The organism is Photobacterium sp. R1, assembly GCF_054600795.1.
The window spans coordinates 423,387-450,235 of sequence record NZ_BAAHZP010000001.1 but is presented as its reverse complement, the minus strand read 5'-3'; the positions used below and the strand labels follow the sequence as shown (position 1 = coordinate 450,235).

General features: G+C 49.4%; 24 protein-coding genes. 9 read left to right on the top strand and 15 right to left on the bottom strand.

Features of this window, described 5'->3' with window-relative positions:
• Window positions 1-48 precede the first annotated feature (48 nt).
• The 5 genes from ACYP03_RS02155 to ACYP03_RS02135 form a co-directional block, all read right to left on the bottom strand.
• Window positions 49-249, bottom strand: coding sequence for a hypothetical protein (locus ACYP03_RS02155; RefSeq protein WP_459778307.1), 201 nt, complete (start codon window positions 247-249; stop codon window positions 49-51).
• Window positions 250-259: 10 nt separating this feature from the next.
• Window positions 260-592, bottom strand: a complete 333-nt coding sequence (locus tag ACYP03_RS02150; RefSeq protein WP_330959774.1) for a DUF7709 family protein — start codon at window positions 590-592, stop codon at window positions 260-262.
• A 284-nt stretch (window positions 593-876) separates the two neighbouring features.
• A complete protein-coding gene (locus tag ACYP03_RS02145) occupies window positions 877-1,407 on the bottom strand; it encodes a cytochrome b (RefSeq protein ID WP_459778306.1) in 531 nt (176 codons plus the stop codon).
• A 226-nt stretch (window positions 1,408-1,633) separates the two neighbouring features.
• Window positions 1,634-1,951 (bottom strand): hypothetical protein, encoded by a 318-nt coding sequence (locus ACYP03_RS02140; protein ID WP_459778305.1) that lies wholly within the window; start codon window positions 1,949-1,951, stop codon window positions 1,634-1,636.
• A gap of 87 nt (window positions 1,952-2,038) precedes the next feature.
• Window positions 2,039-2,395 carry a hypothetical protein gene (locus tag ACYP03_RS02135; RefSeq protein ID WP_248139539.1) on the bottom strand — a complete coding sequence of 119 codons (357 nt, stop codon included), beginning with the start codon at window positions 2,393-2,395 and terminating at the stop codon, window positions 2,039-2,041.
• A gap of 205 nt (window positions 2,396-2,600) precedes the next feature.
• On the opposite strand from ACYP03_RS02135, the gene ACYP03_RS02130 reads away from it, so the two are divergent.
• On the top strand, window positions 2,601-2,777 hold the full coding sequence (locus ACYP03_RS02130) for a hypothetical protein (protein ID WP_330959775.1): 177 nt from the start codon (window positions 2,601-2,603) through the stop codon (window positions 2,775-2,777).
• A gap of 300 nt (window positions 2,778-3,077) precedes the next feature.
• Here ACYP03_RS02130 and ACYP03_RS02125 read toward each other — a convergent pair whose 3' ends face one another.
• The 3 genes from ACYP03_RS02125 to ACYP03_RS02115 form a co-directional block, all read right to left on the bottom strand.
• The gene (locus ACYP03_RS02125) at window positions 3,078-3,203 is read right to left on the bottom strand and encodes a DUF2474 domain-containing protein (RefSeq protein ID WP_248139536.1); all 126 of its coding nucleotides are present in this window, start codon (window positions 3,201-3,203) and stop codon (window positions 3,078-3,080) included.
• A gap of 108 nt (window positions 3,204-3,311) precedes the next feature.
• Entirely contained in the window at window positions 3,312-4,319 is a 1,008-nt protein-coding gene (cydB, locus tag ACYP03_RS02120) for a cytochrome d ubiquinol oxidase subunit II (RefSeq protein WP_330959776.1), read from the bottom strand.
• A 44-nt stretch (window positions 4,320-4,363) separates the two neighbouring features.
• The gene (locus tag ACYP03_RS02115; protein ID WP_330959777.1) at window positions 4,364-5,731 is read right to left on the bottom strand and encodes a cytochrome ubiquinol oxidase subunit I; all 1,368 of its coding nucleotides are present in this window, start codon (window positions 5,729-5,731) and stop codon (window positions 4,364-4,366) included.
• 149 nt (window positions 5,732-5,880) lie between these two features.
• Here ACYP03_RS02115 and ACYP03_RS02110 point away from each other — a divergent pair, with 149 nt between their 5' ends.
• Window positions 5,881-7,299 (top strand): aminotransferase-like domain-containing protein, encoded by a 1,419-nt coding sequence (locus ACYP03_RS02110; protein ID WP_330959778.1) that lies wholly within the window; start codon window positions 5,881-5,883, stop codon window positions 7,297-7,299.
• Between the two features lie 110 nt (window positions 7,300-7,409).
• On the opposite strand, the gene ACYP03_RS02105 is transcribed toward ACYP03_RS02110, so the two are convergent.
• The gene (locus tag ACYP03_RS02105; protein WP_330959779.1) at window positions 7,410-8,000 is read right to left on the bottom strand and encodes a hypothetical protein; all 591 of its coding nucleotides are present in this window, start codon (window positions 7,998-8,000) and stop codon (window positions 7,410-7,412) included.
• Window positions 8,001-9,398: 1,398 nt separating this feature from the next.
• On the opposite strand from ACYP03_RS02105, the gene katG reads away from it, so the two are divergent.
• Window positions 9,399-11,609, top strand: a complete 2,211-nt coding sequence (gene katG, locus ACYP03_RS02100; protein WP_330959780.1) for a catalase/peroxidase HPI — start codon at window positions 9,399-9,401, stop codon at window positions 11,607-11,609.
• Window positions 11,610-12,289: 680 nt separating this feature from the next.
• Here katG and cydB (ACYP03_RS02095) read toward each other — a convergent pair.
• The 3 genes from cydB (ACYP03_RS02095) to ACYP03_RS02085 form a co-directional block, all read right to left on the bottom strand.
• Complete coding sequence (gene cydB, locus ACYP03_RS02095; protein ID WP_459778304.1) at window positions 12,290-13,306, bottom strand: cytochrome d ubiquinol oxidase subunit II; 1,017 nt, start codon at window positions 13,304-13,306, stop codon at window positions 12,290-12,292.
• Window positions 13,307-13,318: 12 nt separating this feature from the next.
• Entirely contained in the window at window positions 13,319-14,698 is a 1,380-nt protein-coding gene (locus tag ACYP03_RS02090; RefSeq protein ID WP_459778303.1) for a cytochrome ubiquinol oxidase subunit I, read from the bottom strand.
• 86 nt (window positions 14,699-14,784) lie between these two features.
• The gene (locus ACYP03_RS02085) at window positions 14,785-17,109 is read right to left on the bottom strand and encodes an FdhF/YdeP family oxidoreductase (protein ID WP_459778302.1); all 2,325 of its coding nucleotides are present in this window, start codon (window positions 17,107-17,109) and stop codon (window positions 14,785-14,787) included.
• 579 nt (window positions 17,110-17,688) lie between these two features.
• Between ACYP03_RS02085 and ACYP03_RS02080 the strand changes: the two genes are divergently transcribed.
• From ACYP03_RS02080 to fdhD, 4 genes are all read left to right on the top strand, one after another.
• Window positions 17,689-18,588 (top strand): bestrophin family protein, encoded by a 900-nt coding sequence (locus ACYP03_RS02080; protein WP_248139521.1) that lies wholly within the window; start codon window positions 17,689-17,691, stop codon window positions 18,586-18,588.
• A 159-nt stretch (window positions 18,589-18,747) separates the two neighbouring features.
• The gene (mobA, locus tag ACYP03_RS02075) at window positions 18,748-19,353 is read left to right on the top strand and encodes a molybdenum cofactor guanylyltransferase MobA (protein ID WP_459778301.1); all 606 of its coding nucleotides are present in this window, start codon (window positions 18,748-18,750) and stop codon (window positions 19,351-19,353) included.
• A 105-nt stretch (window positions 19,354-19,458) separates the two neighbouring features.
• Complete coding sequence (locus ACYP03_RS02070) at window positions 19,459-20,355, top strand: LysR family transcriptional regulator (protein WP_459778300.1); 897 nt, start codon at window positions 19,459-19,461, stop codon at window positions 20,353-20,355.
• A gap of 108 nt (window positions 20,356-20,463) precedes the next feature.
• Window positions 20,464-21,300, top strand: a complete 837-nt coding sequence (fdhD, locus tag ACYP03_RS02065; protein ID WP_459778299.1) for a formate dehydrogenase accessory sulfurtransferase FdhD — start codon at window positions 20,464-20,466, stop codon at window positions 21,298-21,300.
• 185 nt (window positions 21,301-21,485) lie between these two features.
• Here the strand turns inward: fdhD and ACYP03_RS02060 are convergent, their stop codons facing one another.
• From ACYP03_RS02060 to ACYP03_RS02050, 3 genes are all read right to left on the bottom strand, one after another.
• Complete coding sequence (locus ACYP03_RS02060) at window positions 21,486-22,475, bottom strand: hypothetical protein (RefSeq protein ID WP_459778298.1); 990 nt, start codon at window positions 22,473-22,475, stop codon at window positions 21,486-21,488.
• A gap of 379 nt (window positions 22,476-22,854) precedes the next feature.
• A complete protein-coding gene (locus tag ACYP03_RS02055) occupies window positions 22,855-23,259 on the bottom strand; it encodes a hypothetical protein (protein ID WP_459778297.1) in 405 nt (134 codons plus the stop codon).
• 86 nt (window positions 23,260-23,345) lie between these two features.
• Complete coding sequence (locus tag ACYP03_RS02050; RefSeq protein ID WP_248139513.1) at window positions 23,346-23,876, bottom strand: hypothetical protein; 531 nt, start codon at window positions 23,874-23,876, stop codon at window positions 23,346-23,348.
• A 746-nt stretch (window positions 23,877-24,622) separates the two neighbouring features.
• Between ACYP03_RS02050 and ACYP03_RS02045 the strand changes: the two genes are divergently transcribed.
• Window positions 24,623-24,985, top strand: coding sequence for an adenosine deaminase (locus tag ACYP03_RS02045; protein ID WP_248139512.1), 363 nt, complete (start codon window positions 24,623-24,625; stop codon window positions 24,983-24,985).
• 104 nt (window positions 24,986-25,089) lie between these two features.
• A complete protein-coding gene (locus tag ACYP03_RS02040; RefSeq protein WP_459778296.1) occupies window positions 25,090-26,826 on the top strand; it encodes an Lnb N-terminal periplasmic domain-containing protein in 1,737 nt (578 codons plus the stop codon).
• Window positions 26,827-26,849: the final 23 nt, after the last annotated feature.

Genomic DNA, 26,849 nt, shown 5'->3' with positions numbered 1-26,849 from the left:
AACAAGGTTGGCGCTGAATCCCCTCCATTCAGCCCGACTCTGTCCTCTTTATTGTTCTCGTCTTGGTTCCCGTCTTTCCGGCTGGGTTTGATGCCAGAACCCAGCCAGCGTGTCTGCAGGCGGCTGAATATCTGAATCCGCGAGAATGCGGCCGACGGCCCCGCGGTGATAACCGCCATGCATGCGACTGACTGCCTCAAACATATCGCGATTTGCCCACATCTTATATTCGAACAGAGTGTTGAACATGACGATTCCCTTACTTGGCTGGCTGAGCCGTTAAATATTGCTTCGCTTTCTGGCCGACAAACCGACGACCCGGATTATTGCCGGCTATCCATTCATCCGGTCCGAATAAATCAAACAATCCGACTTTGACCAAGGTCGGAATCGCCAGTGCCAGTTCCTGCTCTACCGCCCCCCGCTGACCTGCGTTGTAAAGCTCAATATTGTGAAGCATGGTTGCCACCGTGCCGGTTTGCACAGTACTGCCATCTTTCAGTTTCACTGCCGGCAGATTCTCACCTTCGGCGACGACCTTCCGATTAATCGATCCCAGTTGTTCCGTATTTTCCAAAATCGCGTCAGACATACTTTTCTCTGTGGTGGGTTGAGGAAGGCTTATCTTACAAACAATGCACTCAGTTTCACAGTGAGATTTGGGTCAGTGAGATGAAGGGAACCCGGCTTTCATGAAATAGATCAATCAGGCGATGAGGAGGATGTGGTTTGAAAAGCGGAAACTAAGCAGAGCAAACTATGTTGCTGAGCTTCTGAGCTTCTGAACGACTTAGGGGCTTAGTGGCTTATCTGCTGAGTTACTTGCTGCCTGCGCACCAATCGGCCGCAGACAGCAAAGCATTTGGATTCAGGTGATTATCGCCACATCCGTGCGATGACATCCTCATGACTCTTACGAATCCGGTGCCAGACCGCCATCACAATATGCCCGATGACCAAAGCCAGCAGCAACCAGCCCAATTCACCATGCAGGAAATTCCCCAGGCCGACCATCCAGTCAATCTTTCCGGTATCAAAGCCGTCCATCAATGGTAACCCGAGGGGCGAAAATGCTTTTCCGGAGCCGTACTGTCGAATCAAAGCCAGCACCGGAATCACCAGCATCAGCAGATAAAGCGCCTTGTGTCCCACAAACGCAGCTTTGCTGACAGACGCCGGACGCCGTGACAGATTTAAAAACGCCCAGCCGAGACGCAGGATAATCATCAGAAACAGTAAAACCCCTAAAGGTTTGTGCACTCCCCACATCAGTTTATCGAGTAAGGAATCCTCAAACAGAAATCTGACGATTGCCGTCAGAAATTGTGCCGCTAACAGGACTGTCATACCCCAATGAAAAAATCGACTGACCTTGCCATAACGCTCATTGTTATCCAAAACCGACATACCATGATCCTTTTTTGCTTCCAGTGCGAGGGGCTGTAATCCCTAGCAGAATATACCCAGATGAAGGTATAGACACACACTCAGCGCAATAAATCCGGGACTGACAGAAATTTTACGTGGCATGATGCAGCAAAAACAAACGGGTCAGTGACGTCCGTCAAGCAGCCAGCCAGAAACCTCCGCAAAGTGTTCCATCAATGATGAGCGTTCACGTTACTCATCTGAATTAAATCAGCAACATGAATAAAATCAGCATTACAAATGAAGTAATTAAACCGATCCATCCCAGAATGATATTCGAGGATTCGGAATACTTGTCATTCAGGTTCGGAAATAAGATGGCGCCCAGAGACACGATTGGTATCAGGGTAAAAATGAAACCAGCCCGGCCAATGATCTGCAGCGCATCTTCTGCAAAATAATAATGTACGCCCGCGTAAATCATAGTCACGATTGCGCCAAGGATGGCATCGGCATAGAGCACGCCGTCTTCACTGAAAAATAAATACAGAGCAATGAGTCCCATTGCAATCAGCGCTAACACGATAGTGAACCTCAGTGGCTGAGTGAATCGAAAATGTCGTTCTCAAACCGTTCTCTGAGTTCCTTTCACCCTCAGAGAAACGGATACCTAGCGTGCAATTTTACGCAGTGCTTTTAAATCTTCACTTTCAAACGCTTTGGTCTTTTTGGAGGCAACAAACAGATAACCGAACACAATCAGCATCAGCGCCAGATTCACCGGTGAATCCACCACCAGCATAGAGAATGCATTCAGACACCCGATTGAAGCCGCAACCAGAGTTTGATTGGTCAGGGTCTTCACATGTCTGATGGCATCTTCTTCCGAAGCCGCCAGTACGGAATCTGCGGCTAAAAACATACCTGCTTCACGACAGGCTTCATACTGCCCCTTCAGCTCATCCGGGCTGACTTTTTCCCGGGCACTGTACTGTAACCCCTTCTTCATCACAAAATATGTATTCACGCCACCCTCAAAAAACGTCTCAAACGATCAGATCAATCAGGCATCTGCCCTTCATGTGTTCGCTTAAGCTAGGCGACAAAGGGAAACAGCACATTTAGCATATGCAGACAACACTTGTCTGAGATCGCAAAATTCGACGGGCTGATTTGCCAGACAGATAGCGAATGTATATACGTTGTATATGCACGATGACGAGTGAACCTGAATGGTCCAACCCAAAAAATCGAAAACAGGCAAGAAAGACAGCCAGCTCATCATCAGAATCAACAGTGAAGAGCGGGATGCATTTGTTGCGCTGTGTGAAACACTGGATACCAGTGCAGCACGTGAAGTGCGTCGATTTATCCGCCAGTTTGTGAAAGAAAATGCACAAACAGAGTGACCTCCTCATCTCGTGCATGTGGTCTGAATGACCCGGTTGATATGTAAGGCGAAAAGCAGTTCCTTTCCTGTCAGCCATTTTCTAATCAATCGTTGTATGAACAGGAGAAAAGAAAAATGGCAAATGTGTCTAAGAAAGCGAAAAAACTGAAGAAAGAAATCAAAGTCCGTAAAGCGAAAGTGGCGAAGCACGCCGACAAGCTGAAAAAGCTGAAGAAAAAACTGAAAAAAGCCTGATTTTTCAGTGAAATCAATCCGATGGCTGCGAGCCATCGGATTATTGGTTTTCCCTGTCTTACCGTTAAGTCGTTAAGCCTGCGCTGCTCATCAGCAAACGAAACAACCAGGATATACAAGCCAGTCCCGCCACACTGGCACCCCAGATGCCTGCCAGCCACAACCACTGCCGAAACGATTCTCTGAACATCTGTCTCTCCTTATCCGGATAAATTCCCTGTCTCATAGTGCAAAATCATTGTTGCGTGCTCGTTTATTCGTGCTCACTTTTGAGTGATTGCTATTTAGTGATTGTTCATTAATGATAACTTTCTTCCGCAGTCACCTTGCCGCTGAACACCGAATAGCTCCAGAAGGTGTACCCGAGAATGAACGGGATAATAAAGAGAGCGCCCACCAGCATAAAGCCCTGACTCTGTGGCGGTGCAGCGGCTTCCCAGATGGAAATATCCGGCGGAATAATATTGGGCCACAGACTAATCCCGAGCCCGCTGAACCCGAGAAAAACGATCCCCAGAGACATCACAAACGGCAGACGCTCTTTTTGCTTTTGTACCGAGAGCAGAACCGCTTTTGCCAGAAACACCGTCAGCAAAGGTACCGGCGCAAAATAAATCAGATTCGGCAGGCTGAACCAACGTGCTGAAATCGCTTCCTGTGCCAGTGCCGTCCAGACACTGACAACGGCAATGATGAGCAACAGCACCCCCAAAATTTTGAGCGTCACCCGGTACATCAATGCCTGAATCTCTCCTTCTGTTTTCATGATCAGCCAGCTGCTGCCCAGCAGCGCATAGGCGACGACCAAACCCAGCCCGCAGAACATCGCGAACGGCGTCATCCAGTCAAAAGCACCACCGGCAAACTGCCGTCCAGTGACCGGAAAGCCCTCAATCACAGCCCCCACAACCACACCCTGGCTGAAAGTCGCCACGATGGAACCCACCATAAACGCCTTATCCCAAAATCCAAGATGGGCTGGCAGCGCTTTAAAGCGAAACTCGAAAGCCACTCCTCTGAAAATCAGCGCAATCAGCATGATCGTCAGCGGAATCGTCAGTGCATCAATGATCACGGCATAAGCGAGCGGAAAGGCGCCAAACAAACTGGCACCGCCCAGCACCAGCCAGGTTTCATTGCCATCCCACACCGGAGCGACCGTATTCACCATCAGATCTTTCTGCTGACTGTCTTTCACCATCGGCATCAGAATGCCAATGCCCAGATCAAAACCATCCATGGTGATGTACATCAGCGTGGCGAATACGATGATGCCAAACCATAAAACAGATAAGTCCACACCCATAACAGCGTCCTTTTCTTAATGACTCATTCAAATAACGGAACCAATTAAATACGGCCGGAAACCGTTGGCAGATCATGCTCTTCAGCCTCATGATTGCCGTCAGGTCCAAGTCGGATCTGATGCACCATGTAGTAATAGCCCACACCAAACACGAAGCTGTACACCACAAAGAAAGTGAGCAGACTGAGGCTCATATGGAGATCACCATGGGCAGACACCGCAGACTGGGTTTTCAGCAGGCCATGCACCACCCAGGGCTGACGGCCAACTTCCGTCGTAATCCAGCCAGCCAGAATAGCGATCAGACCCGACGGCCCCATCCATAAGGTAAATTTCAGGAACCAGGGATTGTGGTAAAGCCTGTTCTTCCGCCGCATCCACAGACCAATCACGCCCTGCAGCAGCATCAAAAGCCCCAGTCCAACCATGATCCGGAATGACCAGAATACAACCGGAGAATAAGGCCGTTCTTCAGCAGGAAAGTCTTTCAGTGCCGGAATCGGCTCCGTCAGGCTGTGCTTCAGAATCACACTCGCCAGAGCCGGAATCTCAATCGCATAATCTGTCCGCTCCTCAGCCATATTCGGCAGACCAAACAAGATCAACGGTGTTGGCTCCCCGTTCGAATTATCCCAGTGCCCTTCAATCGCAGCGATTTTGGCCGGCTGATACTTCAGGGTATTGAGTCCGTGTAAATCTCCGATGAAAGCCTGAATCGGTGCGACCAGCAGCAGCATCCACATCGACATCGACAGCATCTTCCGGATGGCATTGCTTTGATTCCCTCTCAGCAGATGCCAGGCTGCAGAAGCGCCGACAAACAGCGCGGAACTCAAAAATGCGGCGACCGTCATGTGCAGCAAGCGATACGGAAATGACGGATTAAAAATGACGGCAAACCAGTCGATCGGCACGACCTGACCATCCATGATTTCGTACCCCTGCGGGGTATGCATCCAGCTGTTGGAGGCCAGAATCCAAAAGGTCGAAATGAGTGTTCCCAGAGCAACCATACAGGTCGCAAAAAAATGAAGCTGATCGCCGACGCGTTTCCAGCCAAACAACATCACGCCAAGAAAACCGGCCTCCAGAAAGAATGCCGTCAGCACCTCATAAGTGAGCAGCGGTCCGGTAATACTGCCGGCAAACTCAGAGAAACCACTCCAGTTAGTACCAAACTGATATGCCATCACCAGTCCGGACACCACGCCCATGCCAAAATTCACGGCAAAGATTTTCGACCAGAAGTGGTACAGGGTTTTGTAGTCTTCCTGACGGGTTTTCAGCCATAGTCCTTCCAGGACCGCTAAATAACTCGCCAGACCAATGGTAATTGCGGGGAAAATGATGTGAAAAGAAACCGTAAAAGCGAACTGGATTCGCGCAAGCATGAAAGCATCAAGCCCAAACATAAGCTTCCTATTGAGTCGTTATATAGTACGCATATATTGAAAGAACCCTGTAATAAAAAAAGATACAGAAAAGCGCTCAAAACCTATAACAGATTTATTAAAAAATTGTTATATTTCCGACTTGTTCTGTCTTCTTTCCGGACCCTACATTGGCGAAATACGAACAACTGGCGGCACAGATCCGCCAGCAGATTGAATCTGGTATCTGGCGTGCCGGAGAACGCATGCCATCACTGCGGAAACAGACGGAACACTCAGGCATGAGCCTGATGACCGTAATGCATGCTTATCAGTTGCTCGAATCCCAGGGATGGCTGATAGCCCATCCCCGCTCCGGTTACACGGTGGCCGACAACATCCAGAACGTTGCCGAATCAGAAAAAGCAGCCGTCGAGACCGCAGAATCCGTCGATATCAACAGCTTCATTTTTGATGTCCTGCAGGCCAGCCGGAAACCCTATATGGTGAACTTCGGTTTTGCTTATCCGGACCCCAGCCTCTACCCCCGGCATCAGGTCAATAAATCGCTGATGCATGCCGCCCGCAGCCTGCCCGTTTCGAATGCCCTTGATAATCTGCCGCCGGGCAATGACACATTACGGACGATGATCGCCCAGCGCTATGCAGCAAAGGGCGTCAATATTTCACCGGATGAAATCGTGATTACAGCCGGCGCGCTCGAGGCCCTGAACCTGAGCCTTCAGGCCGTGACCCGGCCCGGCGACTGGGTGGTTGTTGAATCGCCGACATTTTATGGCGCGCTGCAGTCAATAGAACGATTCGGACTCAAGGCATTGTCTGTCCGGACTGACCCGCACACCGGGATTGATCTGGATTCGCTGGAGCGTGCGCTTCAGTCTCACCCGGTCAAAGCCTGCTGGCTGATGACCAGCCAGCAGAATCCGCTGGGGTTTACCCTGACTGAAGCGAAAAAGCGGCGCCTGATTGCGTTGCTGCAGAAATATCAGGTCGCGCTGATAGAAGATGATGTGTACAACGAACTCTATTCAGGTACAGAGCAACCCATACCGGCTAAAACCTTCGATACCACCGGAAATGTGATGCTGTGTTCGTCATTCTCAAAATCACTGGTTGCGGGCTACCGCATCGGCTGGGTTGCTGCTGGCAAAAGGGCTTTGGAGATTCAAAAGCTTCAGTTAATGAGCACGCTGACAACCAGCGTGCCGATCCAGCTCGCACTGGTTGATTATCTGAATACGCGTAATTATGAGCATCATCTGAAGCAACTCAGACGCACGCTGGACAAAAGAAAAAAAGGGATGTGCCAGCTTCTTGCCCGTTCACTCCCCGCTTCCGTCCAGATGATCCACTCTGAAGGCAGTTATTTTGTCTGGCTGATCTTGCCGCAGCAGGCGGATGCCATGGCGATCTACGCGCAGGCGCTGGCGGAAAACATCACCATTGCCCCCGGCAACATGTTTTCACCCGGCAGCCAGTTTAATCATTGTCTCAGGTTGAATACGTCATTTGAACTGGATGAGCGGCATACCCAAGCGATCCACCAACTGTCTCGAATCATTCAGCTTCACATCGGTCATCCACACTGAAGCGCCTCATTTGCGCTTCTGTATGCTGCGCTTTTTCTGTTTGACAAGATTTCTGATTCGAATCATAAACTGAGTTTCTCTCGAAGCTGCAGTAATAACGGGCACAAATTTTACTTTTTCTTCTTTTTACTCCGCTTCCTCCGGTTCTCAAGATTCCGGCGTTTCTTTTCTCTTTTGGCTTCAATCTCTTCTTGTGTGGGCGGCTGATAATGATGATGGTTTTTACCGGGAGCGAAATTTTGATCTTCTGATTTCCCTCCTGTGACAATTTTAAGCGAAAGAATTCCACCAATAACATAAAAGAAAACAAACCAGAACATCTTATTGGAATCAGCAACTTCCTTGGAAGTGGCTCTGACAACCTGAACAGTGCCGGACCAGACCCGCTCGCTATGGTACTGAGGGGTGTGCAAATACAGGTAAGAAAACAGATAATAAATTGCAAACCCAACAAGTAAGAGCGCAAGCCCCGGGATCAAAGAAAAAACATGAACAAAAAATGAATCTTTATGTCGACTCGGCTGCTTGGGTGTCTGATCAAATAAGTCTTTAATGGGTTCGTAATACAGATTGGCGGCACCAAGAAAGAAAAATAGGTTAACAATCGCCCCAAGGCACATTAACACAAAAGGGTTTGTGAATATAAATCCAGCGATAACTATCAATAGTGAGACTAAAAAAAATTTTGCAATCGTTTCCATCTTGATTCCGAGACTTGTAAAATTCTCGTTTTCTAGGCGACAAAAAGTTTAAAATTTTAAACCTATTTCCCATGAATAATGTACCGCATAAAAAACATCGTATATTTCGTCATACAGAGCTCATGAAATATCACCTCGCTTGTCGAGGTACTCAACCAATAGCAGCGATCATTTGCTTGACACCATTCATCAATCGAATAAAAAGCGATCACATCCTCGTGTAGCTGCATGAATCGTACGAGGCAACCTCGCAACATGCTTATCCTTTGGGGAATCGCTGCAATTTCGTTTCCTTCTTGTTCTGTTTTCAATTGTCTGTGCACTCTTTTATGAAATGCAGCATAGACATTCATTCTATGGATAACGCTTGAGCGATCATCTCAGCGATAAGAACCACGTCATATTTGGTCATCGTTCACGCCAACTTTGCCTTCAATTCATGTGAGAATGATTCCCGTATCTCAAACTAACCTTGAGCACCGCCGCTAACTGCGCGGAGTGAACAAATAAGTCTTTTTTGATAGCCAGCAAAGGTTCACAACTTCACCCTGGATACTAAACCCAATCAAAGCAGCGCGACCAGCAATAACGTCAACAATAATGAGCCAAAAGATTCCATCTGATAGGCAAAAATAAGATTACTTTATCAACCTTAAAATTTTGAAGATAAGACCAAACGAATGATAAAACGCCAAAATAATCCCGCCAAACAATAAGACGGAAAATAACAATTCTTTACTGGATTCAGAAAGCACACCGACCCCAATGATATAGCTATCCTTGCGCATAAAATTCCCAGACAGCAAATAAAACGCCCCTACCCCAGATCCGGAAAACAACAAAAATACAATCAAGCCGTGTATAGATTTATAAATTAAACCCCTCTCCTCTTTCCTGAAGAGGATTGATTTCAAGTAACTCAGAAACGACCCAATTGAGGCAAGTAAATTAATGAAAGAAAAATAAAAAGCAAAAAAATTCAGCACACTGCCAAATCACAGAGATAAAAAAGGAATGGCAATGATGTTAAACAGAAAAATAAATGCGTACAAGATCACGCAAGTGATCATAAAAAAAACCGATATAAGATAAAGATTTTTTAAACATATCCGTAGAATGTCAGAATTTTTTCACATATTAATCGAATTTCCTCATTTCCATAAGCGCTGACAGAGAGGATAGTTATGACATTTGTTCCATAAAACTTATTCACTCATCTTCACCACAAACAAACTCCAATACTTTGGCTGTATCCAGATATCTGCGATTGAAAAAACCGATGACTATTATTGATAAAAACGTCTTTATTCGATTGATACTCGGACTATATTCAAGTGTGTAAACCAAAAGGTAACTGTCAAAACCAACCTTAATGCCAAGGTAAGCAAGGAGTCTTGTATGAGTAATGGTAAAGGTGCCGCATCAGGTGGCTGCCCGGTAATGCACGGCAGTAACACCAATCTTCGCGGCTCAGGTACACGCAATGAAGACTGGTGGCCCAATCAACTGAATCTCAAAATCCTTCATCAGAACGACAGAAAGTCAAACCCAATGGGTGAAGGCTTCAACTACGCGGAAGAATTTAAAACACTCGACCTCAAAACGGTCAAACAAGACATTGAGAACGTCCTGAAAACCTCCCAGGACTGGTGGCCCGCAGACTACGGTCACTACGGCCCGCTGATGATTCGTATGGCCTGGCATGCCGCAGGCACCTACCGGACCGGCGATGGCCGGGGTGGCGCATCGACCGGTAACCAGCGTTTCGCCCCGTTAAACAGCTGGCCGGACAACGGCAACCTGGATAAAGCCCGCCGTCTGCTGTGGCCTGTCAAACAGAAATACGGCAAGAAACTCTCCTGGGCCGACCTCTTTATTCTCACCGGGAACGTGGCACTGGAATCCATGGGCTTCAAAACCTTTGGCTTTGGCGGCGGCCGGGAAGATATCTGGGAACCAGAAGTGGATATCTACTGGGGTGCTGAAGACGAATGGCTGGGTAACAAACGTTACAGTGGTGACCGTGATCTGGAAAACCCGCTGGCAGCCGTTCAGATGGGTCTGATTTACGTCAACCCTGAAGGCCCGGACGGCAATCCGGATCCGGTCGCATCCGGTCGTGACGTGCGTGAAACCTTCGCCCGGATGGCGATGAACGATTATGAAACCGTCGCGCTGACCGCCGGTGGTCACACCTTCGGGAAATGTCATGGTGCCGGTGATGCTGCTCTTGTGGGGCCGGATCCGGAAGCCGCTCCCATGGAACAGATGGGTTTGGGCTGGAAGAACGCACACGGCAGCGGTAAAGGCCGGGATTCCATTACCAGTGGCCTGGAAGGCGCCTGGACCCCAACGCCAACCCAATGGGATAACACTTACTTTGAAATGCTGCTGGGCAACGAGTGGGAACTGACCAAGAGTCCGGCGGGTGCCAATCAGTGGAAGGTGAAAAATGTCACGGACAAAAATCAGGCACCGGATCCGGAAGACGCGTCCAAACGCGTGAACATCATGATGACCACGGCAGACATGTCGATGCGCGAAGACCCGGAATATCGCAAAATATCCGAACATTTCCGTGCCAATCCGGATGAATTTGCTGATGCTTTTGCCCGGGCCTGGTTCAAACTGACGCACCGTGATATGGGGCCGAAAGCCCGTTATCTTGGTTCTGAAGTCCCGGCAGAAGATCTGATCTGGCAGGATCCAGTGCCTGCGGTGGATCATGAACTAATCTCAGACAGCGACATTGCCGGCCTGAAACAGACGATTCTGGACTCCGGCCTGAGCGTGCAGGAGCTGGTGTATACCGCCTGGTCTTCCGCATCCACCTTCCGCGGCTCTGACTGCCGGGGCGGCGCCAACGGTGCCCGGATTCGTCTGGCACCGCAAAATGGCTGGGAAGTGAATCAGCCCACTCAGCTGAAGAAAGTCCTGAGCACCTATGAAGGGATTCAGAAAGACTTCAATTCGGCTCAGTCGGGCAAAAAAGCGGTCTCTCTGGCTGACCTGATTGTCCTCGGCGGCGTGGCTGCCATCGAAAAATCAGCGAAAGCCGCAGGGTTCAGCGTCACGGTTCCGTTCTCACCGGGACGGACGGATGCAACAGACGATCAGACCGATGCTGATTCGTTCGATGTGCTGGAGCCTGTTGCCGATGGTTTCCGGAATTACCTGAAGACCAAATTCACCGTCCCTGCAGAAGAAATGCTGCTTGACCGGGCGCAGTTACTGACTCTGACAGCGCCGGAAATGACCGTCCTCATCGGGGGGATGCGTGCGCTGGACGCCAATTACGGCGGCTCAAAACAGGGGGTCTTCACCAGCAAACCCGGCGTACTGACCAACGACTTCTTCGTGAATCTGCTTGATATGAATATCGAGTGGTCGCCAACCACCGCAGAAGCCGACGAGTTTGAAGGCCGTGACCGTCAGACCGGTCAGGTGAAATGGACCGCCACCCGCGTCGATCTGGCCTTTGGTGCCAATTCGCAACTCCGTGCCATTTCTGAGGTGTATGGGGGTGCCGATGCCAAAGAGAAGTTCGTGCATGACTTCGTGCATGCCTGGACCAAAGTCATGAATGCCGACCGCTTTGATCTGAAATAAAAGATCTGAAGTCGATGTTCTGAAATAAACGGTCTCATTCGCAACCACAACAAGGCACTTCTCTGAGAAGTGCCTTTTAACATGTGAACAGTGCTCACAGACAGAATTGTCCCAGCACAAACTGGGTGGTCTCTCACGATCACACCAGTTCGGAAATCAACCTAAACAACTGTTATTCAACGAATATTTAACATTTCTCTTTTTGTAAACTCATCTAAACTCAGTAAAACTGTGAATTCTGTCGTATACTTCAGTCAACAGAAAATAAAAGAAATGCTTTATCAAAGCATCATATTTATATTTGCGTCTCTTGGCTCTATCCAATCATCAGTTTAATGAATATTAAAGAGGGATATGATGATCGTGAAATATGCTAAATTCTCAAAAAAACATCCATACGTGCATATCTCTATTATTATATTTCTTGTTTTATTATTTTTATTTTCTGCGTTTATGTTGGTTGAATATGAAATGATTGAGTTTGCAGTGGTCATTCTTTTCATCGGATGCACCCTGCCATTTTTTGCCAAAGTGTCGAAATACAAACAGCAATATTTATCTGATTAATTAGCTGCGGGCATTTACCCATAAATTGCATAGATTGATAGCTTTCCGAATGCAAAACGGGCACGCAATCTGCGGTGCCCGTTTCTCGTTATTCCGACTGTGATGAGCTGGAATCAGTGATATGCATCCCCCGGTTTCACCTTACCCCGAAAGACATGATATCCCCACAAGGTGTACATCAGGATCACCGGTAAAATCAGTAAGGTGCCTATTAATGCAAACAACTGACTGGTCGTTGGCGATGCCGCTTCCCAGAGATCAATCGACGGCGGCACAATATTCGGCCAAACACTCAGCACCAGACCCGCATACCCCAGAAAGACCAATCCCAGTGTCGAGATAAACGGCTTATGAGAGTGACGTTCTCGCAGGCTCTTTTGCAGTGCATACAAGGCGATCACGGCCAGCACGGCTATGGCGCCGGTCAGCAGCCAGTGTGAACCATGGAACCAGCGGTGTGCGATATCTTTATGAATGAGTGCCGTCCATCCGCAAGTGAGTACGATCACCCATGCCAGCAGATAAGCCAGCGGACGACTGTAATGACGCATCCGCGCTTCCAGCATCCCTTCCGTTTTAATCAGCAGCCAGGTGCTGCCCAGCAACGCGTAGGTCAGGACCAGCCCCACACCACAGAAGAGCGGGAACGGTGCGAACCAGTCAAATGCGCCACCCGCGAACTGGCGGTCCACCACCGGAATCCCTGAGACATACGTGCCCAGTGCCACGCCCTGGAAAAAGGTCGCCAGCACAGACCCGGCAATAAAAGCTTTATCCCAGATATGACGCTTCTCTGGTTCCGCTTTAAAGCGAAATTCAAAGGCAACGCCGCGGAGGATCAGCCCGGCCAGCACAAAAATCAGCGGCAGATAGAGCGCCTCAAAAATGAGTGAATACGCGAGCGGAAATGCCCCGAACATTGCCGCCGCACCAAAAACAATCCAGGTTTCATTCCCGTCCCAGACCGGTGCGACGGTATTCATCATGACATCCCGCTCTTCCGAATCGGAAATAAACGGAAACAGGATGCCCAGTCCTAAATCGAAACCATCCAGTATCACGTACATCATGATGCCGAAGGCAATGAGAACGCTCCAGATAATCGACAGATCGATACCTTGTATATTCATGATTCCGCTTCCTTATTCCGTGACCGACTGAGGTTTCAGCGATGGCAGCCCTTCTTGTGGCTGAAGTCCGTATAAGCCTTTCGGGCCTTTGTTGACGAGCCGCATCATGTAGCCAATCCCGACGGTGAACACTGAAAAGTACACCACCACAAACACAGCCAGCGAGATGGTCATCTGGACCACGTCATGATTCGAGACCGCGTCATGCGTCCGCATCATGCCGTAAACGACCCAGGGCTGACGGCCGACTTCGGTTGTGAACCACCCAGCCAGCAGCGCAATCAGCCCCGACGGGCCCATCATCAGCATGAAACGCAGGAAGGTTTTATTCTGATACAGTGTTCCTTTGCGACGTAGCACCAGGGCCACCAGACTGGAAAGCAGCATCAGCATGCCCAGACCCGCCATGATGCGAAAGCTCCAGAACACAAGGGTTGAATTCGGACGGTCTTCTTTCGGAAAGCTGCTCAGTGCCGGAATCTGCTTGTCCAGACTGTGGGTCAGAATCAGGCTGCCTAAATAAGGAATTTCCAGGCTGTAGCGGGTCTTCTCCGCATCCATATCCGGAATCCCAAACAGAATCAGCGGGGTGGCCTCACCCGGTTTGTTGTCCCAGTGACCTTCAATGGCAGCGATTTTAGCGGGCTGGTGTTCCAGCGTATTCAGCCCATGGGCATCGCCGACAAAAGCCTGAATCGGCGCAACCAGCAGAATCATCCACATCGCCATCGACAGCATTTTCCGGATTTCAGCGGTATTGCGTCCGCGCAGTAAGTGCCATGCTGCGGATGCCGCCACGAAGAAGGCAGTCGACAGGAAAGCAGCCAGCGCCATGTGCACCAGACGGTACGGGAAAGACGGGTTAAACACGATTTTGAACCAGTCGAGCGGCACAATGCGGCCGTCCACAATGTCAATACCCTGCGGCGTCTGCATCCAGCTGTTCGAAGACAGAATCCAGAAGGTCGAGATCAGCGTCCCGATCGCCACCATCACGGTTGCGAAAAAGTGCATCCTGCGGCTGACACGTTCCCAGCCAAACAGCATCACGCCCAGGAAACCAGCCTCAAGGAAGAAAGCCGTCAGTACTTCATAGGTTAATAACGGTCCGGTCACGCTGCCCGCGAAATCGGAAAAACGCGCCCAGTTGGTGCCAAACTCGTAAGACATCACGAGCCCGGATACCACGCCCATGCCAAAATTGACGGCAAAGATTTTCGACCAGAAGTAATACAGATTTTTGTAAACCTGATTTCCGGTTTTCAGCCAGCGCCATTCCAGCACAGCCAGGTAGCTGGCTAAGCCGATGGTGATGGCAGGAAAGATAATATGAAAAGAGACCGTAAACGCGAACTGAATCCGCGCGAGATCTAATGCTTCCAGATGAAACATACAACTATCCTTTTCGATAACAACTTATCTGATCAGGGCAGCCGTTGCCGGCTGCCGTTTGAAACGTTCAGCGAATCACGATTGATTCATACCGCAGACGACGGAATCCGGTTGTCTGCCTGTGCTTTTTCCAGTCGGATCGCCACAAATTTCGATGTCGGGGTGTAGGTCCGGTCACCGTAGCTTTCCAGCGGCACCAGCGGGTTGGTTTCCGGGTAATAAGCGGCTGCCTGACCGGACGGAATGTCGTAGGCGACCAGCATAAATCCGGAGACCCGACGCTCTTTTCCGTCTTCCCACAAAGAGACCAGATCCACTTTTTCGCCCGGTTCGAACCCGAAGCGACGGATATCCGCTTCATTGGCAAACACCACCTCCCGGATGCCGAAGACGCCACGGTAACGGTCATCCAGACCATAGAGGGTAGTGTTGTACTGGTCATGCGAGCGCATGGTTTGCAGGATCAGATCCGGCTTTTCGCCACGCGCCAGCACCGTTTCATTCACCAGCTGTCCGGGCAGTTCACAAGGCGTGAACTGCGCCTTTCCGCTCGGGGTATGCCATTGCCGCTGTGCGGCCGCATTCCCCAGATGAAAACCGCCCGGATGTTTCAGCTTTTCGTTGAAGTTCTCAAAACCCGGAATCGTATCGGCAATCAGATCCCGAATCCGGCTGTAATCCGCCACGACCCAGTCCCAGTTCACCGGATGATCGCCCAGCGCCGCTTTTGCCATCCCTGCAATAATGGCCGGCTCAGAACGCAGCTGAGGTGAACGGGGTTTCAGCTGACCATAGGAGACATGAACCATGCTGAACGTGTCTTCCACGGTAACCCCCTGCGGGCCTTCCGCCTGCAGATCCACTTCAGTCCGGCCCAGACACGGCAGGATCAGCGCTTCCCGCCCGGTCACCAGATGACCCCGGTTGAGCTTGGTTGAGATTTGCACGGTCAGGTCACAGTTTCGCAGCGCTGCATGGGTGCGCGGCGTATCCGGAGTTGCCTGTGCAAAATTACCGCCCAGACCAATAAAGACTTTGGCACGCTTTTCTTCCATCGCCTGAATGGCCAGAACCGCGTTATGACCGTGCATCCGGGGCACCCGGAATCTGAACCGGTCTTCCAGTGCATTCAGCAGGGATTCCGGCGGCTGTTCATCAATCCCCATCGTACGGTCACCCTGCACATTACTGTGCCCACGCACCGGTGACAGCCCTGCCCCCGGTTTCCCGACATTTCCGCGCAGCAATTGCAGATTGACGACCTCCTGAATGGACGGCACCGAATGGCGGTGTTGTGTCAGCCCCATCGCCCAGCACATCACGACCCTTTCGGCACGGCGGTACATGCGCGCAGCCATTTCAATTTCCGCCAGCGTCAGACCTGATTGCTCAACAATGTGATCCCAGCTGGTGGCATCGACTTCGGCCAGATACTGATCCAATCCTGTGGTATGGCGTTCAATGAAGTCATGGTCGAACACGGCCGGTTCGCCTTTTTCCTGCGCCTCACGCTCCCAGTTCAGTAAAAACTTCGCCATGCCGCGCATCGCAGCCATGTCGCCGCCGAGTGCCGGGCGGAAATAAGCGGTGTTGGTGGGTTCCGAGCCATTGCTCAGCATTTCAAACGGGTGCTGCGGGTGCTGAAAACGTTCCAGACCTCGTTCTTTCAGCGGGTTAAAACAAACCACCTGCGCGCCGCGTTTCACCGCTTCCCGTAATGGCTCCAGCATCCGTGGATGATTGGTGCCCGGGTTCTGACCGATCACGAAGATGGCATCGGCCAGCTCCAGATCTTCAAACACGACCGTGCCTTTGCCGACCCCGATGGTCTCGGACATCCCAATCCCGCTGGCCTCATGGCACATGTTCGAGCAATCCGGAAAGTTATTGGTGCCGAAGGCACGGACAAACAGCTGATACAGATAAGCGGCTTCGTTGCTGGCACGGCCTGAGGTGTAGAACTCCGCCTGATCCGGCGATTCAAGGTTGTTCAGGTGTCTCGCAATCAGTGCGAAAGCATCTTGCCAACTGATGGGCTCATAATGATCGCTTTCCGCGTTGTAACGCATCGGGTGAGACAGCCGCCCCTGATATTCCAGCCAGTAGTCACTTTGTTTCAGCAGCTCAGAGACGCTGTATTGCGCAAAGAAATTCGGATCAACCAGACGCCCGCTTGCTTCCCAGTTCACCGCTTTGGCGCCGTTTTCACAGAACTTCACTAACCCGTCTTCCGGCGATTCTCCCCAGGCGCATCCCGGACAGTCAAAGCCGCCATTCTGGTTTGTTTTCAGCATTGCCCTGAGATTTCGAAACGCATTCTCACTGCCCAGCCAGCTTTTGGTGACACTTTTCAACGCTCCCCAGCCTGCAGCCGGGCCGTTGTAATCTCTGATATTTTCTTTGTGGTTCATAAAAGTAAGCCTCAGATTAGGTGTCAGCGGTTGCGAATGCGTTCATGAAAGTCACGGCGCATGATCAGAAATTCAGCGTTCTCTGATTCAAACTGACATCCGTTTCATTTTTTGCAGATGAATTTCATGCGGGACCAGGAATAAGGTCTGCATTTAAAATGATCTGAATCAAAGATTATGGCGGTTTAATCGTGGCGTCTAATTGATATTATTGAAGAGGTAATAAATTGTATCTATCAGGGCGGTAAAATATCAGAAAGTGCTTTCATCTCAGCCCATTAAGATATATAAAAGCAAACATCACGCAAGCAGAAAATAAATCCACCTGATTTTTTATTCCCCGCAACAAATGAATATCCCCTGCGATAAATCATCTTCATCAATCGTATTTATCATCCAATCAAAACAATCTATTTGACCATTAAAAACGGGCTGAATACGCTTTAATCAACAGCCAGCTGAAATATAACTCATCACAAAACGCTGCCGAACCATCAACCATAAATAATATAAAACATAATTTCTGTGCAAACAGAAACTGATTCAAAACAGGCTTTCCCAAAAGAGTTCAGGTATCCCATGATCGTCCATCCCAAACCGAAATTATCGGATATCCTTTTTTCATTAAAAGGATCCATTGCCAAACGCATTGCGCTCCGCAGCCTGATGGTCACGGCGCTGGCATCAATGATTGTCTTCATCGAGGTGCTTTATCCGGCGCTATTTTCCCGCGTGAATGCAACGCCCTTTACGTTGCTCGGGATTTCCCTGTCCATCTTTATGAGTTTCCGGAATAACGCCTGTTATGGCCGCTGGTGGGAAGGCCGTCAGGCCTGGGGCAAAGTGATGATTGAAATGCGTTCTTTTGCCAGAGCCAGCATTGCCATCCCCGATCCGGCCAGACGCGAAGCCATGCTCAGAGAACTGTGCGGATTTGCCCATGCCCTGAATGCCCGCCTGCGCGGTGAAAATGAACTGCATGCCGCAGGCCCTTGGGTGTCAAACATCCCCGGGACCTACGGCCAGAATATCAGTGACGGCATTTTGAGAAACATCAGCCGTCAATGTTCTGAACTGGCAGCATGCAATGCCATCAGTGACTGGCGTTACATCACGCTGGAGAAATGCCTGCACGGACTGTCGGAAGCACAGGCAACCTGCGAGCGGATCAAGGGCACGCCACTGCCGTTCCCCTACACCCTGTTGCTGCACCGGACTATTTACATCTTCTGTCTCCTGCTGCCCTTCGCGATGGCCGAGCCTCTGGGCTGGCTGGCACCGGTATTCACCACCATTGTCAGTTATACCTTCTTCGGACTGGATGCCATCGGTGACGAGCTGGAAGACCCCTTTGGCCGGGATGAAAATGATCTGCCGACCGATGCCCTTGTCCGCACCATTGAACGTGACCTGCTGGATGCACTGGGACACCCTGATTTGCCTGCGCCCTTAGAGCCCGTGGAGTATGTGCTAAACTGAGCCGCGGCAGATGGACCTACAGCCCACATATGCAGCCACAGACGATCCAGATCAATCAGCACACGACCACTGCTGTGATAAATCTTATCTATCAATTCATCAATTGCGTTTATTGGACTATGAAGCATAAACGTTATATTTTTGAGCAGGATAGTTGAAATGGCTGTAAACAAAATGAACCAGAATCCAGTTTCCTTTTCTGTACTCCTGCTCGCTGGCGGGCAAGGCTCACGTATGGGAGGACAAGACAAAGGGCTGGTTCCGTTTCGTGGCCGACCGCTGATTGCCAGTCTGCATGACGTTGTCAGGCCGCTGACAGATGACCTGCTGATTTCCTGCAACCGGAACGCGAAAACCTACGCTGCTTACTGCGACCGGACACTTTCTGACGACGTCGCCGGGTTTCCCGGCCCGCTGGCCGGCATCCTGAAGGGACTGACGGAAGCCAGATATGACTGGCTGCTGTTGTTTCCCTGCGATGCGCCCCTGCTGAACCAAACCCTGATTGATCAGATGCTGGCCGCAGCATCTGCACAAACGCCTCGTCCGGCGATGGTCCGTCAGGGCCGGCAGTGGCAGCCCATGTTCAGCTTGATCCCAAAGGCTTTACTGCCTGAGCTGAAAGCGGCCTGGCAGTCAGGTGAACGCAGCCTGATGACGATTCTGAAACAGCATGATGTGATTGCCATCGATTGTGATGAGAACGATCCACGGCTTCAGAACGTCAATACTCCGCAACAATTACTCAATTTGCACCATGATTAGTACATATCCCCGAACGTTCTGAAGCTCCAGCCAATGCTGCTGCATCTTCAGAGATGCCGGGGTCAATGCATTTTCCCAAATAAAAACAAACCCTCAGGGTAAAACATGGATATCAAACAACTGAAGTACCTGATCGCGCTGGATCAAACCCGGCATTTCGGTCAGGCGGCAGCCCTCTGCCACATTACTCAGCCCACCCTCTCGATGCGGATCCGCAACCTGGAGGACGAGCTGGATCTGGTTCTGGTCACCCGCGGACAGCGATTCGAAGGGTTCACCGAAGAAGGCGAACGCATCCTGGCCTGGGCTCGAACCCTGTTAGCCGCCCATGACGGTTTACAAGCCGAAGCGGCCAGTTGCCGCGGCCAGCTGGTCGGCAGTCTGCGTCTTGGGATGGTTCCGCTGGCAAGCCTCAATCCCATGCAACTGCTGAAGCCCTTGTCCAAACGTTATCCCGAGCTGCATTTCCAGCTCAGTTCATTAACCTCAGAACAGATCATCGATCATCTCAACCGCAACCAGCTCGATCTGGGTTTTTGCTATCTCGATCAGGTCGATACCCAGTTTTTCGATGTCATCCGGCTCACCGCTACCAGCATGGGCCTGCTGCATGACGTCCGTCATTTTCAGTTCGACGATGCTGATCTCAGCTGGGAAGCCGTTGGCCGGCAACCGCTGGGGCTGCTGACCAAAGGGATGCACTACCGCCAGTCCATTGATCTCAGCTTCCGCAGTCACGACATCGACCCGCACACCATTCTGGAAAGTGATTCGACCTTTCAGCTGATTCAGGCGGTGAACGCGGGAATTTGCTGTGCCATCATGCCCCTGAGAAGCGGGATTGAGGCGATGAACGAACACCTGAACATCGTGCCCATCACCGATGCCGTCATTCATTCGCCGCTCGGACTGGTCATGCGCCGCAGCGAGCCCCGGTCCGCACTGGCCGACAAATGTTTTGCTGAAGCGAAAGGGATTTTTCAAACCAGTAAAACGCCATAGACCCGCCTTATCAGGCCATCAAAACAAGCCATTGGACAACAGACAGGCAGTTGCGTAGCCTGTCTGTATCCGATTCCAGCCCATGATTTTCCGGTAACAGGCAGCATCATGAATGACCCTGAAAAAAAAGCGTATGACATTTCAGATGTGAATGCGGCCCCGCCTTCACCTGACACATTTACTTATGTTGAGCTGCTCGATGATGATCAGGCAACCATTACAGACCATGCCGTCTTAGCCAGCGAAACGGCGTTGTCGATCAGCTATAACGGCATCAGTCAGGCCGTAATGATGGTCACCCCGGGAAACATTGAAGATTTCGTCAAAGGATTCAGCCTGAGCAACGACATTGTCAGCTCAGTCGGAGAAATTTACGACATTACCCTGACTGCCGGGTGCGATTCGCATCATGCTGAAGTTGAGATTTCCAACCGGGCTTTCTGGTCGCTGAAAAATCACCGTCGTCAGCTGGCAGGTACCAGTGGTTGCGGGATATGTGGTGTGGAAGCGATTGAACAGGCACTGCCGCCTTTAACACCGCTCACACCGGTGCCGCCGCCCAAATCCAGCCTGCTGCACAATCTGCGGTCGCGGATCAGTGAAGTGCAGGAAGTCGCCCGCAGCAGTGGCGCGCTGCACGCCGCGTTATATGTCGATGCCACAGGCAACATTCAGCTCTGCCGGGAAGACATCGGCCGTCATAACGCGCTGGACAAACTGATTGGTGCGATGGCTGCTACCCGCATCAACCCGAAATCCGGCTTCGCCGTGATCACCAGCCGGTGCAGCCTGGAGCTTATCCAGAAGGCCGTCCGTGCCAAAATCGGCACACTCGTCAGCCTCTCCGCCCCTACGGCAATGACCGTCCGCTGGGCGCGGCACAACAACCTGAATCTCATCCATTTACCGCACCGGAGTGCGCCGAGGTTGTATAGCGGGGGGTAAATTCCAGCGTTGAAACGGACATACTTTCTGTTCAGGCCTGACCCCTTAGGATCGTGAAGGAGAGAATGGCTTCTATAAATCATTTTTTATGATTGCAGATGCTTCAGCGGGACAGGCATCAAAACAGGGCTGTCATCGTTAACTATTCAACAGCCCCAACATAACCTTCTCAGTTGGAAGAGCGATTAAAGTTCAGGTTTTTGAATGGCAAAGTAGCTGTCTTGCAGCAAGTAAGGAGCACACATTGCTGGCGGTTGTGTGGGCTGATTCATTGATTGAAAATTGATCACCCGACTTTCGAGATTCTCTTGACTATATCTAACTAAAGGAATTGCACCTGCTTCTTGATTATCATCAAACAGATTGTGAGTAATATTCACATAAGTACTTTTATTATCTGATTCGGAACAGAAGATTGAATCTTTTGACGTTCTAAAGAAAGAAATATCTTCAAGCGTGTAACCGTTAACATGGGTGTTTTCTTGTCGATTAAATCCAAGATTAGTCCAGCCATTCGGCCCGGTTGGCTGTCCGAGCAGTTTGATATTCGAAAATTTCACATTGGTAACATAGGAATCAAAACTAGTTTCAGCTAATAACGAGAAACTGCTAGCGACTCTTCTATTTACTGTTGCATTCGAAAATTTCACATTCGTGAGATGACTGCCACCCAAAAAACCAATAGCTAAGGAATACGAGCTGTCTAATTTGACACCTGATAAATCAAATTCAGAATCACTTAACTCATTGTTTCTTAACTCATAAAATAGCACCTTGAATGGCAACCCTGTAGTATGAATACCAAGGAAATTAACATTGCTCCATCTGGATTTCACGCTAAAAATATAACTCTCATCAATATTGTGGATCGATGTATTGATAAAGGTAACATCCCTCAAATCCAAGTTTTTAGTGAGCATTTCATTCTCTGCGGCAAAATTTAGATGACTGATCTTATGACTATTACCAATTATTGAGCCTCGAATCGCATGCTTTAAAGTTGGTGAGTTACTGCAATCAAGGTCATTTTCAATCTCCATCGTTATGGTTGAACTATAGTTGTTATAAATATCAACAAACTCATCACAGGTACTGACTTGGAAATAGCTTGCCGCAGCAATTGGGGAATAGATAGCAGGAACAACAAGCCCGAAGAAGGGAATCAAACGGCGCATAAATTATGTTTCCAAAATAATAAAGAGGAAGATGAATTACACACAATTGCAACTCAATGCATAGCAGCTTGTTCTCAAACAACGATTACAAGCAAAATTACAAAGACAGACTCCTTAAGAAAAATACCGCTATCATTTTCATTCATTCCAAACTGAACAACGCCAAAACGCAATACACTGCATCTATCCAGTGAATATTCAATCAAGACTCATGACAACAGCACGCAGTCAACACACTCATGTCAACGCAACGCTCTTGCGCAATTTACGCGCACGTATTAGTGAACTTCAGGAAGTAGCACGCAGCGTTAGATACCGATGAAATAGGAAACATCCAACGCTGCGGGCAGAAAGCATAATTTGTAAAGGCACTGCGCTTTTAAGTTAGTGATATCGTATTTTCAGCGAAATTGAGTGTGCCGTCTGTTTTACGAAGAACAATCACACGCTCCTCAGGTAAATCGAAATCAACTGCCGTGAGACTGTAATTGACATCATAATGCGCCGCTCGGGTGTGTGGATAATACCAAACACCCCAAACTTCTAACGCTTCTGAGCTCATTGATAGATCATCCAGTTTCGCCCAAAGCTTAGCATCCAGCTCACGCATCTTTTTCTCTGCGAAAGACAAAACAAGCGACATTGATTCCCAAACGTCATTCAAGTCTTGATTCGCTATCTCAAGACTTCTTTCTATTGCCAGTACTGATGTATCAACCCAGACAAGAGTACGCTCGCACTGAAACTCAATACGGCCCTGATGCTGACCAAGGATGACGCTCAAAGTTTGTCTGTTTCATAAACCAACCGCATCAGGCAAGCGCGCACCAATGTGCGCCGCTTGCTGACAACTGAGAGGAGCTTTTGAGGTTACGCGCCGATATCTTTCCGCTTTGAACCCACGTCGTAGGTTTTATGCCAGACTCTCACTTGCTTGACTTGTGAAGGATCACCGGAGAAGGTGAACGAATATTTTTTCGCAGCTTCGTTTGGCACCGTGAACTCAATCTGCTGCCAGCTTGCCAGCGCGTGAGAGAAACCATCTTTATCAATCGTCAGCAGCGCACCTTCTGCGCTGAGTCCGGTGATTTTGACGGGTTTGTTGTGTTTATTTTTGAAGCTCAGTTCCACAACAGTCAAATTCGAATCTTTTTCCGTCATTACACTCACAAGATCGATTTCAATATATTCAAGGGTTTCTTTTTCATTGGTCGCGACAACCGAACCATCCGCACTTTCCGTGGAACTTCTGCCTTCTTTGAAACCTTCAGTCAAACCACTTGAGATTTCTTTCGTGAACTTGACAATCCCTCTTGTCATGTCAGTAATCGTTTCTTTCACTTCAGCATGAGCGCTGGTTGCTGAAAACCCTAGAATGATCAATAACGCTAATTTTTTCATTTTCTTTTTTATTCCCTGAAACAGTCACTGACGAAAATGCCATTTTTTTCGCCAACCAACAATACATTATCACTATAGAGTGCGACCTGCCGCCATTGAACATGAAACCGTACTCAACCCAAGCCGTCCTGACCTGATCTTCTCGCCAGATACAGTGCCAAGTTAACTATAGATGAAATCCAGTTCATACGTGGCTGAACCGGGATTTCAAACACTTGATTTCCAAGCCACCGGGCCTCTTCCTAACCCTGCTCATGATGAAAACCCTGATTTTTCTCAGCAACTTGCGAAGGTTACTGAGACCATTCTGGCCGTCAGGCCACCTCCGGATTGTCTGGTCCGGTATCAAAACAGACATATCCAGCCCCTTCTCCTGGTCAGGCCTCATGCAGCGATGCATTGCCGCTGTATATGTTCCTTGCACGATGCTTCACGATTCTCTCTGAGAATAAGGAATCCCTAAAGCGATGATAACATTGACTAGGGAAAATACGCTGAAACGATAATGAACCTGTCGGGTCAGCTTGATGTATTCAACCATGAGATGCATGCAAAAGTTTGAATCAATATAGAATGAACTTTACATTCGAACATTGTATTTTTCAGATAAACAAAGTTAATGCAATTAAAAAATCAGGTACATTCATTTAACGTAGATGAGATCGGATTTGTCAGGATATTGTCAATTATAAATTTGATAGTATAATCACCGCGCTTATCTTAGCTATATACTATTTGGATGTATCATGAACGTAATTAAAACTCTGATTGTTGCTGGTGCAGCGATTTCTGCTGTAGGTTGTTCTACCATTCTGACTGATGAAAACCAGCGCATTAACGTTGTTTCTTCTTCTGATAAGAAATTCACTGTTGAAGTTGATGGCATTGAGCAAACTGCACCAGGCATCATCACTGTGAAGAAAGAAAACAAAGACAAAACACTGCTCGTGACTTCTGAAGGTTGTAAGCAGCAAGTGGCACTGAACAAAGAAGTTGAGCCAACATTCTTCGTAAACATTCTGTCTGGCGGTGCATTCGGTTCAACCACAGACTTCGCTTCTGAAAAAATGTGGCGTTACCAGGATACGCTGCAAATCAACTGCCAATAATCTGTTCAATGCAGTTGTTTCAGTCTTCAATGATAAGAAGCCTTTGGGCTTCTTTTTTTTGTATTCCTCTGAGTTTGCCTGTGATGGCAAAAACACCGTCACATGTGTCAAAGTCACATGAGGTTCAGAACACCTCCTCAACTTTTGCCACGCTCCTGCATGTCAGTGACGAGCAACTGAATATTCAGGATCCCGGGTTTTATTTCTCATCCAACCCGACGGATATTGAGGCCGAGATCGATGCAAATATCGCTCAGCTGACACAGCCGGAACACGCACAAGATTATATTTGCCGTTTTCCGGCACGGGCACAGTTGCTGGCCGACAGTTACTCGTATATCCCACAGCCAGATTTTTCTCCATGTGGTGAATTACAAACCTATCTTGATGCCGTTTCCGCAAATTCAATCAGCCTGGTCTACGCTTCAGAAAACCTGCTGAGTCCGAGCAGCTTTATGGGGCACGCTTTTATCAAGCTCAGCGAGAATACGCAGGACCCGGGCCATGCCGTCTCTTTCTTTACGGAAGTTGCCGGATTTAATCTGCCCAAGATCATGTTCGATTCCCTTGTCGTCGGAAAAGAAGGTTATTTCATGGTCTCCCCTTACCGGGAAAGTCTGGAGCACTATAAAGGCATTGAAGGCAGGAATGTCTACGAGTACCAGCTCAATCTGTCTGAAAAAGACAAACAACTCATTAAGCTGCACTTGTGGGAACTGAAAGACACCAAAATTGATTACTACTTCCACGACCAGAATTGTGCGTCGATCACGCTGAATCTGATTGCTATCAGCAATCCGGATTTGATGGCACATCGCCGGGACTGGCTGAGCCCGCTGGATTTAATTCAGCTCGCGAACCAGAGCCAGATGATCGAACAAGCCAGCATAACCCCTTCCCTGAACTGGCGTCTGCGCGCCTATGGTGCCTCTCAGGCGGATGCGGTAAAGCAATCGCTCGTGAAACAATTAAGCGACGGTGCGCTGGAAAAAAGCGCCATCGACGAAGACAGCCCGGTCGAGCAGCAATTTCTGACCTGGGAATTCTCCAGCGCGCTGAATCAGTATTTGCTGGAAACCGAAGAAATTTCTGAGGCATCTTATACCGACAATGCCCGAGCGCTGGCCCGCTATGATGACCAGTTCGAATCCCTGGCCGTTGACCTGAGTGACTTTAAAAACCCACTCAAACGTCAAAAAGATGCTCAGTGGCAAATCGGAACCCGCTGGGATCAACAGAATGATCCGGAACTAACAGCTACCTGGTTACCGGCATCACACACGCTCAAAGATGACAACCGGAATGCTTTCAGTGAATCCTCGCTGGAACTGATGAAAATCTCCGTCAGCGCCAGCCGGAACGCGCTCCGTCTGGATAATTTCACCTTATACGCCATCAACAGCTATATCCCTTATGACCCCTTGTTCGGCGGATGGTCCGGCAAATTCTCCGTACAGTGGGACAGAGGAACCGACTTTGCCGAACGGGATAACAAGCGATTGTTTGTGTCCGGCGGTCTCGGCCTGAGCCATACGGTCAATAACGCCGTTCAGGTCTATGCCACGGTTGATACGGAGCTTTCGGCCAGTTCAGACAAAGTCTGGGGTGCCTTTGCCATCGATACCGGCCTGTTCAGCTATTTCAGGCAAGATGTGAAAATCTCGCTTTCAGCCAATACCGTCTGGAACCAGTACGCAGACAGCAATTTTAAGCATAAGGCCTCGGCGACCCTGACTTATCTGGGTCTTGAAGACACCGCTATCGATCTGGGTGCCCAGTATGCCGATCTGGCGGAACTGCACGAAACTCAGTTCAATGTCATGTTCCGCCGGTATTACTGACCATCGCATACTGACCATGACAG